Annotated in this window: 11 protein-coding genes; 4 read left to right on the top strand and 7 right to left on the bottom strand. The window is 28.1% G+C overall.

The genetic code is table 4. The annotated features are described in order from the left end of the window. The first annotated feature begins 40 nt into the window (after positions 1–40). Both ACNQ2T_RS00860 and ACNQ2T_RS00855 read left to right on the top strand, forming a co-directional pair. Positions 41–994 carry an adenine-specific methyltransferase EcoRI family protein gene (locus tag ACNQ2T_RS00860; protein ID WP_418035752.1) on the top strand — a complete coding sequence of 318 codons (954 nt, stop codon included), beginning with the start codon at positions 41–43 and terminating at the stop codon, positions 992–994. Between the two features lies 1 nt (position 995). After that, positions 996–2,129 carry an HNH endonuclease family protein gene (locus ACNQ2T_RS00855; protein ID WP_418035751.1) on the top strand — a complete coding sequence of 378 codons (1,134 nt, stop codon included), beginning with the start codon at positions 996–998 and terminating at the stop codon, positions 2,127–2,129. 17 nt (positions 2,130–2,146) lie between these two features. On the opposite strand, the gene ACNQ2T_RS00850 is transcribed toward ACNQ2T_RS00855, so the two are convergent. Beyond that, positions 2,147–2,344 (bottom strand): hypothetical protein, encoded by a 198-nt coding sequence (locus ACNQ2T_RS00850; RefSeq protein ID WP_418035750.1) that lies wholly within the window; start codon positions 2,342–2,344, stop codon positions 2,147–2,149. Between the two features lie 133 nt (positions 2,345–2,477). Beyond that, positions 2,478–3,245 carry a ParA family protein gene (locus ACNQ2T_RS00845; RefSeq protein WP_418035749.1) on the bottom strand — a complete coding sequence of 256 codons (768 nt, stop codon included), beginning with the start codon at positions 3,243–3,245 and terminating at the stop codon, positions 2,478–2,480. Positions 3,246–4,430: 1,185 nt separating this feature from the next. Here ACNQ2T_RS00845 and ACNQ2T_RS00840 point away from each other — a divergent pair. Further along, complete coding sequence (locus ACNQ2T_RS00840) at positions 4,431–5,399, top strand: Mbov_0400 family ICE element protein (RefSeq protein WP_418035748.1); 969 nt, start codon at positions 4,431–4,433, stop codon at positions 5,397–5,399. Positions 5,400–5,506: 107 nt separating this feature from the next. Then, on the top strand, positions 5,507–6,745 hold the full coding sequence (locus tag ACNQ2T_RS00835; protein WP_418035747.1) for an Mbov_0401 family ICE element transposase-like protein: 1,239 nt from the start codon (positions 5,507–5,509) through the stop codon (positions 6,743–6,745). Between the two features lie 582 nt (positions 6,746–7,327). Here ACNQ2T_RS00835 and ACNQ2T_RS00830 read toward each other — a convergent pair. The 5 genes from ACNQ2T_RS00830 to ACNQ2T_RS00810 are packed head-to-tail and all read right to left on the bottom strand — an operon-like array spanning position 7,328 to position 13,738. After that, positions 7,328–7,801, bottom strand: coding sequence for a DUF3899 domain-containing protein (locus ACNQ2T_RS00830; RefSeq protein ID WP_418035746.1), 474 nt, complete (start codon positions 7,799–7,801; stop codon positions 7,328–7,330). After that, positions 7,794–10,184, bottom strand: coding sequence for an ATP-binding cassette domain-containing protein (locus ACNQ2T_RS00825; RefSeq protein ID WP_418006243.1), 2,391 nt, complete (start codon positions 10,182–10,184; stop codon positions 7,794–7,796). The genes ACNQ2T_RS00830 and ACNQ2T_RS00825 overlap by 8 nt, the downstream gene beginning before the upstream one ends. After that, complete coding sequence (locus tag ACNQ2T_RS00820) at positions 10,177–11,229, bottom strand: ABC transporter ATP-binding protein (protein ID WP_416755677.1); 1,053 nt, start codon at positions 11,227–11,229, stop codon at positions 10,177–10,179. The genes ACNQ2T_RS00825 and ACNQ2T_RS00820 overlap by 8 nt, the downstream gene beginning before the upstream one ends. A gap of 8 nt (positions 11,230–11,237) precedes the next feature. Continuing rightward, entirely contained in the window at positions 11,238–12,566 is a 1,329-nt protein-coding gene (locus tag ACNQ2T_RS00815) for an ABC transporter permease (protein WP_416755676.1), read from the bottom strand. Beyond that, positions 12,566–13,738: an ABC transporter permease gene (locus tag ACNQ2T_RS00810; protein ID WP_418035745.1), complete on the bottom strand. Its 1,173-nt coding sequence runs from the start codon at positions 13,736–13,738 to the stop codon at positions 12,566–12,568. Before ACNQ2T_RS00810 ends, ACNQ2T_RS00815 begins: the two co-directional genes overlap by 1 nt.

The following is a 13,738-nucleotide window of genomic DNA, read 5'->3' as shown; positions in this document are numbered from 1 at the left end:
CAAGAATTCAGTAGGGTGCAAAAGAAGAGTGATTAATAAGATGAGAGAGAGAGAGAGAGAGAGAGAGAGAGAGAGAGAGACTAGCGAGCTAGTCGCAAATAAATCAAACAACTCAAACTTGCACAGTGCAAAAAATGCGAAGAATGATGAGTTTTATACTCAATATGATGATATTGCAAAAGAATTAAATCATTATAAGGAACAACTTAAAGGCAAGAACATTTTATGTCCTTGTGATTTTGATTTTTACCTTTTAAGTGAAGATGAAAAGAAAATCATTCAAAATGGAAAATTGCTTAAACAATATAATGATGGGTTTAGTTTTAGTAGATTTTTAAGAGCTAAAGAAGATGAATGAAATTTAAATTTAACGTTTAGCGCTTATAATCCTCAAACTAATGAAGGAATACCATTTCAAGAAAGCATAAAAGAATTTGCTAAAAAACATCCGGAAGGAATAATTATAACTAATCCACCTTTTTCATTGTTTAGAGAATTTATTGAAACTATAATTGAATACAATTTAAATTTTTTAATAATTGGTAATCAAAACGCTATTACATATAAAGAAGTATTTAAATATATAAAAGAAGATAAATTATGATTAGGGTATACAAATGTTAAAACATTTAAACAAGCTGACGGGAACTTTAAAACTTTTGGAAATATTGGATGATTTACAAATCTTGATGTTGAACCTAGACACCAAAGGATAATGCTTACTGAAAAATATAATGAAATAAAATATCCTAAATATGATAACTATGATGCGATTAATGTAAATAAAGTTAAAGAAATACCTTATGATTACGAAGGCTATATAGGGGTACCGATAACATTTTTAGACAAATATTGTCCAGACCAGTTTGAAATCATTGATTTAAGTAGATATGCTGAAAAAACAATAGGAACAAAAAAAGATGTATCAATTAATGGTAAAGATGTTTATATGAGAATAATTATTAAAAATAAACTAGTTAGAAAGGACAATTAATATGGAACAAAATAATATTGCAATGAGTATTGAGGAAGTTATTACAAAAGTTAACGATGGAAAAATTATTTCTGATATTTCAATACAGAGAGAAATTGTATATGATGCTAATAAACAAGCCTTGGTTATTGATAGTATTGTAAATGATATTCCTTTACCAGCCTTTTATTTTTGAGAAAATGAAAATGGTGTTTATGAAGTATTAGATGGTAAACAAAGAATTGAGGCAATAAAAAACTTCAAGCAAAATGATATTCAATACAATAATAAGAATTGAAAAGAATATGGAAGTGAAGAACCTAGATTACAAGAAAAAGTTAATAATACTTTATTAAATATCATTGTTTGTCGTGGTGATGAAGAACATAAAAGAAATATCTTTTATAGAATAAATACTTTGGGTGTACCTTTAAGTGATTTTGAAATAGTTAATGGTTTATATAATGGTGTTTTTATCAATACATTAAAGCAAGTATGTAATGATGATAAGAGCTTAAGAAAAGTATTTAAAGAAAGTAATAAAGCATCAAGAGGTGCTAAAGAATACTGAGTACTTAGCAAAATAGTAGGTAAAAAAGATTTAAGTAAGATACTTGATTACGTCAAGGAAAATAAAGATAGTGTTACTAAACTAGAGGATGACTACAATAGCAAATTAAGTCCGATTATTGATATAATGGTAACTATATTAAATAATCCGGCGGATGATAGAGATATATGGTTTGAAATTTTTTCTAAAGCATTAAAGAAAAATAAACAATGTAAGTCTATTTTAAAATCTAAAAGAACTGAGCTAAATGATTTTATAGTTTATTATAGTAAAGTACTGAAGAAAGCTGGCTTTATTATCAAAAAAGACTATTATGAAAATATTGTAAATTGCTATTTACAAAATATTAATTTAGATAAAAATAGATTGTTTTCAGATAATATAAAAAGAGAGTTATTTGATGAAAGTCAAAAAGAACTAATGGGTAATAAAGAAGCTGTTAAATGTAATAACTGTAGGGAATACTTTTATTACGAAGACTTACAAGTTGACCACATATATCCTTGAAGCAAGGGCGGAACCACGACAAAAGATAATGCACAATTATTGTGTGCAAGATGTAATATAAGTAAATCAAATAAATAATAGCAAGGGTTGCCTTGCTATATTTTATATTCTTTAATTAAAAGCTCTATGATTTGTGAGCGGTTCATTATATTGCCTTTTTGTATTTTGATAAATTCAAGTTTATCAATAGCTTGTTGGCTTAAGGTGATAGAAATAGCTTTCTTTAAACTATTATTGTTGTTTGCTTTAGTTTCTTCTACACTATAACTAGAAACTCTTTCTTTTAAATTCATTTTTTTCTCCTTATTTGATAATCATACTGTCGAGTATTGGTATAAAAACATATTTAGATAATATACCTAGCACGATAAAAAGAATAATAAAACCTAGAATATATTCAAGTATCTTCATTGTTAAATTCCTCTTTTATTTAATTTTTAGTGATTTAAAGTAATTGATTAATACGCTTTTGTAGCTGGCGTATTTTTTATATCCTAAAATAGGTTGATTGTACATTAATACATATCGTCTTGGTGATTGTGAGTTTTTAATTCGATGTTGTGAAATAGGCAAGAGTTTAAAATGGTCTTTTAATTGAAATATTAAATCTTCCTCTATTTCGCTTCGAGCATTTGTTATTGTAGGCACTAATGATAATATTTCAAGCTTATGATTTTCTTTTTTAGCATTGTTTATAAAGTTTATAACGTTGGTTAATCCACTAATAGAACTAAAATCTGGATTAAAGGGTATTATTAAATATTGTGAGCCTAATAAGGTGTAATATAGTAAATTGCTTAAATTAGGGCTTGTATCAATAATAATATAGTCGTATTTCTTGCTTGATATGATTTCATCTATTATTTCATTAGGTAATTTAAATTTCTTTTTCTGTTCCATTAATGATAATAATGTTTCATCGAATTGAGCTAACTCAATTGATGATGTAATAAAATCAATGTTGTTTTTTGAAATTATGGTTTGCTGATATGGAATATCATTAAACATTATGTCTCAAATAGAATATTTTGCTTCTGGTAAGTAAAAAGTTTCAGCTACATTGTTTTGTGCGTCAGTATCAATTATTAGTACCTTATAACCTTGTTGTGCTAAATAAACTGCGTGGTTAGTAGCTAATGTTGTCTTTAAAACACCACCTTTGTTGTTTAAATAAGTAAGTACTTTTGTTTCCATTTTTCTTCTTTCTATATATATTATATCACAATATAAAATATTATAAAATAATATATTTAATATAAATATACTCCATTTTTTAGTACTAAAATAAATTTAAAACATATCATAAAATATTATTTTATATTATAAAAAATACTTGACTATATAAAAAACTATGTTACAATATTAATGTAATCATTATAGATTACGATGTTGAACGGGTACGGGCGTAACATCTTAATGAAGATGCACCACAAGGAAGCGTTAAGATAAGCCTATTGTACACCGCGGTGGTTAAACTAGGATAAATGTATACAATTTAGTAAAGGATATGTAGACTGGCTAACTAAATAGTGATTTATCAATAGGTGTACACATATGATAAAAAATCCACTTTAATTAGTGGATTTTTTATATTACCTTATAATTTAACATAATATAAAATATGATAAATAATATAAATATACTCCATTTTTTAGTACTAAAATAAATTTAAAACATAATATAAAATATTATTTTATATTATAAAAAATACTTGACTAAATAGAAAACTATGCTACAATATTAATGTAATCATTGTTGATTACGATATTAAACGGGTACGGGTGTAACATCTTAATGAAGATGCACCACGAGGAAGCATTAAGATAAGCCTATTGTACACCGCGGTGGAACACTAGTGCAAACGGATACAATTTAGATAAAGACATTCAGGCTTGAGTTGTCTAAATAGTGGTTTGTTTATAGGCCTGTTACTAATAAATCTACTTGAAAAAGTAGATTTTTTTATATTACCTTATAATCTAACATAATATAAAATATGATAAATAATATAAAAATGTTCTATTTTTAAGTACTAAAATAATTTTAAACCATATTATAAAATAATATTTTATATTATAAAAAATACTTGACTATATAAAAAACTATGTTACAATATTAATGTAATCATTGTTGATTACGATGTTGAACGGGTACGGGTGTAACATCTTAATGAAGATGCACCACAAAGTAAGCATTAAGATAAGCCTATTGTACACCGCAGTGGGACACTTGGATAAATGAATACAAATAGTAAAGAAAGAGGTCATACTTGCTATATAGTGATTTATCAAAAGGACGCTCGGTTGATTTAAATCTACTTTTTAAAAAGTAGATTTTTTAATACTCCTTGATTTTAATATAATAATAAAAGGAGGTTTTATGGTTGAAAAAGATATTTTAAAAATAATAACAAAAACAAATTCTAAGAGTGATTATGTTTCAAATAATGAAACTATTATTTTTGATAGTGAAGGTAACCTTATTAATTCACATCCTATCGGACATAACAATAGGCCTTTAATTATTTTCGAAATTAATAAAAAGACTTATTACTTAAAAGTGCGTGGTGCTAAAGAACCATTTAAAAAATTGCCTTTTGAAGTAGAAATAACTAAAGATGATGATTTAAATGATAAATTATCTAAGAATTCTTGAGTTGATACAGCTAATATCCAAATAATGGATAGTGATAAGTTTCATAAAATTTATAGAGAAAAACAATTTAATTCATTAAACGATTTAAAAAGTGAAAAACAGCTTGAGATAATATCAAATATATTTTTAAATATAAATAATCAAAAAGCTACAATTCAAGAAATTGATTTTGATAATGAATTAAAAGTGTATTCAAAAATGATTAAACAGAGAAATACATATAAAATTAATGATGAAAAAGCATATGAATTTTATAAAAACACACTACTTTTTAATTTAGGTAAATATATTTTAAAAAATAGTGGTGAAAATGATATGTTTAAAGACTATAAAGAAAATAATAATGTATATGAAATTGGTGAACTATACGATATCATTGATAATGATATTAAGCAAAATGGAATTAGAACACAATATGGTAAGTTGATACCTCAATTTAAAACAATAATTAATAAAGATATTGCAAAATATCCCTTACCTTTATTAAAAGTAAATGATGATATGACCTCATTAGAATTTGTAAATATAGATGAATTTACTTTTATTGCACTTAATAGTATAAGCAAAGAAAAAGAAACTCATAAAATATATGAGCTACCAAATAATGATATCTTAATAGAAGATGGTGGGACTTTAAACAGTGATGAAGGAATTATTGAAGATAATGAAAAAGCAAGCAATTTAAAAATATAAAAATATTTTTAGCTATAACTTAATTTTATGTGTTATAATATTGCTAATATATTTATGAACAGCTAATTATTCGCTGTATTTTTTTTGACTTTTTTTATAATTAAATAATGAAAAAACTAATTAATATTGCACAAGTACAAATGCAGCAATTTGTTGATACATTAAATAATAAAGAAAAAGAATTCAGAGAAAAGATAAGAAAACATAAATTCCCGACGTGAAATATATGTCGTAGAAAACAAAAGAAGTTTATCACAAAGTATGGTACATTTTCCTTAAATATTACTATGTACGAAACTAGGATAAATAGAAAAGTAAAGAGATTTACATATTACCACGATGATATTATGAAACAGATAATGAAATATAAATATGATTATGAGTTAATGAATGATTTATGCTTTAAGTATTTAAATGGTGAAAATATTGGGTCCATTAATGGAAAAAGAATATCAGCTAATCATATTAAATATTGGATAAAACTACTTGGAATTGATAAAAATATAGAAGAAGAAAATAATAGATTAATTGATGAAATAAAATCAAAAAAACTAAATGATTGTAACTCTGATATTGATATTGAAATAGATGATACATATAATGGTGTGAACTCTAAAATAAGTTCGAGAAAGCATTGTTTTAGACAAGCTGTAATTCATTCAAAACGAAATAATAAAATAGGCAAAAATGGTGTTGTAATGTTGATGCTTTTAGGTGATAAAGAAAAGGAAAAAAATTCAAAAACTAATGGTAAGAAGATTAATGATTTTCAAAATCATATATTAAAGAATATTGAGGATTTTACTTGTAAAGGAACAGAATTATTTCTAAAAGCTGATGGTGCAAAATGAATAAAAAATATAGCTAATAATATAAAAGCTAATTATGTTTTAGATTTATTTCACTTAAAATTTGTGACCAAAAAGGCTATAGGCTATTCAAAACATAGTAATAATCCATATAAAAATTTCTTTAAAAATTGATACTCAAAAACTTTTAATGCTCGATGATATGATTTATTCGAGTATGTTTTTGAATGCAAGACTTTACAAGATTGTGATAGTTTGATGAACATTTTTATGGCTGAATTTGACGAGCTTAAATGTGAAAATAATGAGTTAAAAGCACATATTAGAGCATTTATAAAATACATTGATAACAATAAAAAAGGGATATGAAATTTAGATGGATATAGAATAAAACGTGCTTGCTACACAGAGCATTTTGTATATGCTAAATGCAAAAAACATATTAAAAGACCACAAGCTTTATACGGCTATGAAGCTATAAAATTAAGAATAATGTACGGAAATCTGAAGTCTGGATACTGTACATTATTTTATTAGCAAAAAATGTGGTGATGCAGATTTGATGCACAAAATTTAAAAATTCATATTACTATGTAATATGTTTTATGTTTTTTGTTAAAGTGATGCAGATTTGCATCAGATTTCAATTTGCTGATGCAGATTTAGTACATAAAAAATACTTTAAATAAATTACTACGTAATTTACAAGATAAAAAACTGCACCACGGTAAGTGGTTTGATGCAGTGCTTATCTTGCCTTAAAAGGGCGCGCGTACGCACGCGTGTAGTTTTTTCTATGAAAAAACTTGATTGAAAAAAACTGGAAAAAGTGAAAAAAATAGAAAAAATATTAAAAAAATTGCGAAAGTAGTATAATACTATTGAAGTAGCAGATACGCTACATACTTAATTTTCACGCTTCCTTTAAATATGAACTAAGTCTATTTGCCTTTCATTCCTCATCAAACCCTTTAAACCTAATAGCTGGTACTAATTTTTCCTTTTGCATATTTCCTTCCATCTCAAGCTAACTTGTTATAAATTAATTGTATCATATGCTAAATTTTCTAGCCTAAAAAGGGCAAATAAAAAGTCAGCAACTGCTGTTGCTAACTAGTTTTAAGCATATATTACAATAATAAATGCAATTGAAAGAATTAAATACAGTACTGAGGCAAAAACAAATGGGAATTTGGTTTTGGGATGGCTAGCTGCATAATCCTCTCTTTTTTGTCCTTCAAGCTTTTTCTTTTCTAAATAAAGACGTTTTTCTTCATTTGGCATCTTTTTGAGATCTTTTTGTTCTTTAGCATCATGAATATTATCAATTGATAATTTCATTTTCTTAAAGGTACGTTCTAAAAAGCCAAGTTTAAGGACTAGAGCAATAATTGCAATAAAGAAGGTAATAAAGGCCGGAACTGAAAAGGCATCAATGGCTTTATTATAGTTTCAGTTATCTTTATTAACAATGTAATAAGGTATTACTATTGCAAAATATAACACTAGGAAAACTAAATTAATGAGGTAAAAACGTAAGCTTGTAAACTCGTTTTTAAGTTTTAGCCCTATCTTATAGGTATATTTATTCATGTTTATTCTTTGCTAATCATTTTTCAACTTGACTTTGAGTTCCATATACATAGTGTAATCCATCTTCAACTTCAAATTGAGTTGCAATGTTAGGGAACATTTGTTCTTCTAAGTAAGAAAGTTCAAATTTAACATCTTTGAATTTTTCATTAGCATTTGAAATTTTTGGTATAGCTTTAAATAAGTTAATTGTGTAAGGGTGAATTGGGTTAGCATAAATTGCTTCAGTTTTTCCTGATTCAACAATTTTACCAAGGTGCATAATTTGCACTCTATCAGCAATATATTCAATCATTGAAAGGTCGTGAGCAATAAAGACCATACCAATGTTTTTCTTCTTACATAAGTCTTTTAGCAAGTTAACCACTTGCGCTTGAATTGAAATATCAAGTGAAGCAATTGGTTCGTCAGCTACAATGATTTTTGGTTCAGTTATTAGGGCACGAGCTATAACAATTCTTTGTCTTTGACCACCAGAGAATTCATGTGGATAACGATAAGCAAATTGTTTAAGCAATCCAACATCTTCTAAAGCTTTATAAATAATTGATTGTGTATAAAGATTTGAAATACGTCTCATTCTTAGTGGTAAACCTAAGCTTACTAGTAAAGAACCAAATTTACCCATTTTCTTGTATTTTTGATCCTTACGAGTAATTCCCATTAATAAGTAAACACTGTAAAGGTTTTTGTTAAGGTATTTTTGTTCAATTTTGAATGAAGCAATACCATTTAATCTATCTTCTACATTAGTTTTATAAACTTTAAGGTCAATTTGACGTTGTAGGTATTTCTTGTAATCTTTGCTATTCTTTTTAGCTTTTGATAAAGGAGCAATAACTTCTTTTTCAAAGAACTTCATGAAGTTATCGTTATTTTGCATAAATTGTGCAAAGACTTTTTTATCTCTCGCACGTAAGTCTTTATCAATTGCACTAGCTTGAGCAATTTGTTCTTGTAGCTTTTGAATTCTTTCACGGTATGAAACAATGTATTTTTTAGCTTCAGCATCAAATAAGGCTTGGGCTTGGGCTAATTGTTCTTTAGCTTGCATACGACTAGCATAGTAATCTGGAGCATATCTAAAGGCTTCTATAAACATTTTAGCTTTAGTTTTGTTTATAGCTTGTTTAGATTTTTTGTATTGAGTTTTAAGTTGTCTTTGTAATTGTAATGATTGTTCAATATATGAATCTAGATTAAAGTCATATTCTTCTTTAACAATGTTTTTAAGTTGTTTAATTGAAGCTTTAGAACTAGTATCAATATTTAATTTAGTTGCATAGAATTCTTGAGAATACTTTCTAAATTCATCTGACATTTTTAGTAACTCTTCAAATGAAAGGAACTTTAATTTTGAATAGTTGGCTTTTAACTCTTGATATAAACGATGGTTAATTAAATATAGTTTATATTCATGGAAGTAGTAATCTAAAAATGTGGTTGAGAAAGCATCATTTCGATGCATACGGTATTCATTTTTAACTTCAGCTAAAAAGTTTTTAATTGAGGTTTTAGAAATTTTAGCTGTATCTTTGTAATTAGTTTTATCTTCATCAAAAACTACTTTTTGCTCATTGTATAAGGCCTTAAGGTCATAATATTGTTGAGTAAATCAAAATAGTTCTTTTTCATGTTTGTATTTATTTCTAGCTTCTTCAAGTTCAACTTCATCAAAGTCAATTTTCTTGTCTCTAAAGTCTGCTTGTTTTGCTTCATATAAAGCTAGTAATTCTTCAGTGTTTTTATATAAGTTGTTAATAACAATTGAATTGATTTTAGTTCTTTCTTCTAAGTAAGCAAAATATGAGTTAAATTGGTCATCTAAATTATTTTGCACATCAAAGGTAATTTGATTTCCAAGGTTTTCTCATTTTGCAATGAAAGGTTCATGTAATTTGTTTGAAATTAACAAGCTTTTTAATTGGTATTGTAAAGCATGTTCAATAAAAGTAAATCTAAAGTTGCCCTTAACTTTACGTCAGTCTTTACTAATGTCTTTACGTTTGTTTTTAATAATCCCATTAACGATTAAAGGTTCTTTTAAAATACTATAAATGGTATTTTGTCCATTTAATGAAGCCATAGGATCTTGGAAGATCATTTGAATATTCTTGTGCATAAACTTTTTACGTTTACGTGAAATTCTTTTCCCTGAAATGATTTTGCCATCTAGACGCACAAATCCATTGTAGTCATCATAAAGTCTTAATAATGAACGTCCAATAGTTGTTTTACCTGAACCTGATTCTCCAATCAGTCCTACGATTTCACCTTCTTTAACATCAAAAGAAACATTGTCTACAGCTTTATTAACTGCATTTTTATTAACGAAATATTTCTTTAGGTTAATTATTTCTAAGATTGTCTTTTTATTACTCATTAAATACCTTCTTAAAGCTATCTAATCTAGCTTGTAATTCTTTTGATAGTGTTACTTTTGGTGCATCTGGGTGTAATAATCATGTGGCTGCATAGTGATCTTGGCTAACTTCAAATAAAGGTGGTTCCTTTAAAAAGTCTATTTCTAAGGCATATTCATTTCTTGGGGCAAACGCATCACCAAGAGGTAAGTTATTCATGTCAGGAGGTGTTCCATTAATTGAATATAAACGATCTTCACGATTTTCAGGGATAGCTGAAATTAAAGCTCAGGTATAAGGGTGTCTTGGGTCAGTAAAGATATCTTTTTTACTTCCTCTTTCCACGATTTTTCCAGCATACATTACATAAATGTAATCACAGAATTTAGCAACAACTGAAATGTTGTGGCTAATTAAAATAATTGTAATTTTAAATTCTTGTCTAATTTGTTCAAATAACGCTAGCACAGAGGCTTGCACAGTTGGATCTAGGGCAGTAGTTGGTTCATCAGCAATAATTAAACTTGGTTTTAGTGCGACCACCATAGTAATAACTACCCGTTGTTTCATCCCTCCTGATAAGGTATGAGGATACATGTCAAAAACTTGTTCAGCGTTTCTGATTCCAAATTGTTTTAGTAGTTTAACTAAATAAAGTTTCTTTTCATTATTTGGTTTATCTTTTCATTCTTCGTTTTTATTTAGCGCATCTAGTAGTTGTTTTCCAATCTTTCTAGTTGGGTTAAGTGAAGTTAAAGGGTCTTGAGGAATGTAACCAATTTTATGTCCTCTAATTTTTTCTCAGAATGAATCTTTTTTATGTTCTAGTAAATCAATACCATCAATTTCCATTTTATCAGCTGTAGTAAAGGCATTATCATTGATATTAAGTAGTGCTTTCGAAGTAACTGATTTTCCTGAACCAGATTCTCCTACAATCCCAATGATTTCTCCACGATTAATAGCTAAATTTACTCCACGTACGATAGTGATGAATTTATTTCTTCTCAATTTGAATGAGACTTTTAAATTTTCTACCGTAAGTAGTCTTTCTTTTTGTTCCATAAATTCTCCTATCTAGTTTTAATAACTTTTGGATCAAGAGCATCGTGTACTCCTAAAGCCACAAAGTGAAGTGAAATTGAAATTAATAATAGAATCATTGCAGGTAGCACTAAGATAAAGGCATTATCTCCGGCTTGCGCAGCTGCTGATGATAGAATTGCCCCAAGGTTGGCTTGATCTGATTTGAAGAAACCAAGGAAGGCAAGTGATGATACTGACATAATAATACCTGGGATAGAAGCAACATAACTAGTTGAAATCTTTCCAATAATTGCAGGTAAGGCATGTTTGTAAATTAATCTAGCTTTTGAAGCACCAACTGATTTAGAAGCAGTGATGTATTCTTGGTCCTTAACTGTAATGATAAACATTCTAGTGCTTCCAACAGAACCAACTCATCCAATAACTACTAAAGCAACTCCTAAAGTTAAATCAGTAGTTCCAAATGTTGAAGCAAAGATTAATAATCAAATAAGTGTAGGAGGAGCTACAAAGATATCAATTAGACGCATGATAACTGTATCAATTCATGATCCAACGTGGAATCCTAAGTAAGCTCCAATTGCTACCCCAATAATAGTTTGGATTGTAGCAACAATGATTGCAAGTCTAATAGCTTGTCATGTTCCAACTCATGATAAGGTTCAAATATCGATTCCATCTTTATTTGTTCCTAAGTAAGTTGATAAGTTTAATTGAGGGTTAAGTGCAATAATTTTATCAATCATTGCATTAACTTGGTCTACAGGGGCATCTTTAGCTAGACCTGAACTTTGTAAGGCAATAGCAATGTTACGGGCTTTTAAGAAGGCATAAGCATTAACCGAGATACTTTGAGTATCACTATTAATTTGTACAATCTTAATAGCATTATTAATATTGTCATCTCCAAAGTACATAAATCTATTTCATAACACTCCACTGTAGTATTCACTACTTGCTCATTCTTGAGTTATCTTAAAGAAGTTAGGAATGTTTTCCGAAGAATATCAAGGTGAAAAGAGTGGAGGTAAATTTTGTACATTTGGTGATGATGTTTCCAACATTTTACCATCTGGTAAATAGATTGGTACAGTTTGTGATAATGGTACAGTAGCTGAATATTTAGCAGCAGCTGTAACCACAATTGAAAGCACTAATATTGCGATAAAGACAATTAGTGAGAGCACTGAAACTCAACTAGTAAAGAAACGTTTAAAGATTTCAACTAGTAATTTCTTTGGCTTTCCAGCAATATTGTTAAGTAGCGATTCTTCACGTGGAGCAAACTGAGTAACGCTAGTTCTAAGTTGATTTAATGATAGATTGTATTTCTTTTCGAACTCTTTAGCATTCATTATTCATTTTCTCCTTTCGCTACGATTTGATTCATTTTAAATTGTTTATTTCTTTCTCTTCTGGCTAACATAAATTTAGTGTAGCTGTATGGAGAAGAAGCTGTATATTTAATTCTAGGGTCTAGTATTGCAAATGATACGTCGACAATAATTGTTGTAAATAAGCTCAAGGTTGTAAAGAAGACAGTTGAGAACATAATAATGTTGATTTCTCCTCTAGGGAAGGCTTGAGCAATAACTTGTGAAGTACCAGGTACATTTCAGTAAGTTTCAATAACAATTCCACCACTAAGTAGTCCAATATATGAAGGAATAAGAATAGCAGCTAGCGGAATTGAAATGTTTCTTAAAACATATTTAAAGAAGATTTCTCTTTTTGATAGTCCTTTTGATTTAGCAATCAAAATATAGTTTGAAGTTAATACAGTAATTACTTGGTTACGTGTATAAGTGATGTATCCTGATAGAGAACCTAATACAATGATAGCAATAGGTGGAATTCAGGAAGCAATCATTTTGCCTATACCATAGGCTTCTACATCTGTTTGGTTGTTAAAGTTAATGAATTGAGGTGGGATATTAACTGAGAATAGAATTGAGATTAAAATAGGTGCAATAACGAATGAAGGAAGGGCAATAAAGACTAGTGCAAAGAAGTTAATTCCTGCATCAAATATGCTTCCTCTTCTATATCCAGCTACAATTCCAAGAGTAATTCCTAAGATAGCAGCAATTACAAAGGCAGGAAGAGTAATGATAATTGAGTATTTAAGATATTTGAAGAAATATTGTGAAATACTTGTTGTATCAGTTTGTTGGAAAATAGTTTGATCGTATGGAACCCCAAATGGGTTAGCACGATTAGTAAAGAGATCTTGAATTCAGTAGCCAAAACGAATGAATGGACTAAGCTTCATAGTCATTCAAGTATCTTTTACTTGTTCATAATTTAAGTTGTTTGGAATTAAGTGATATTGAACTGATTTATCATACAAGTCTCTTAATTCTTTAGCAGTTGAGCTACCAGAGCTACCAGCAGATTGCTGTGCTTGCATAGCTTTTAATGCAAACGGGTTGTCAGAAAATTGCGCCACTAGCAAGTAAACCACACAGGTAATTGCTACTAGTGTAATAATGGCAAACCCTATCCGTTTAAGTATATACTTTCACAT

This window comes from Mycoplasma haliaeeti (genome assembly GCF_048284645.1).
In the GTDB taxonomy this organism is placed as follows: domain Bacteria; phylum Bacillota_I; class Bacilli_A; order Mycoplasmatales; family Metamycoplasmataceae; genus Mycoplasmopsis.
The sequence above is the reverse complement of the archived record's forward strand: the minus strand, read 5'-3'. Positions and strand labels throughout refer to the sequence as shown.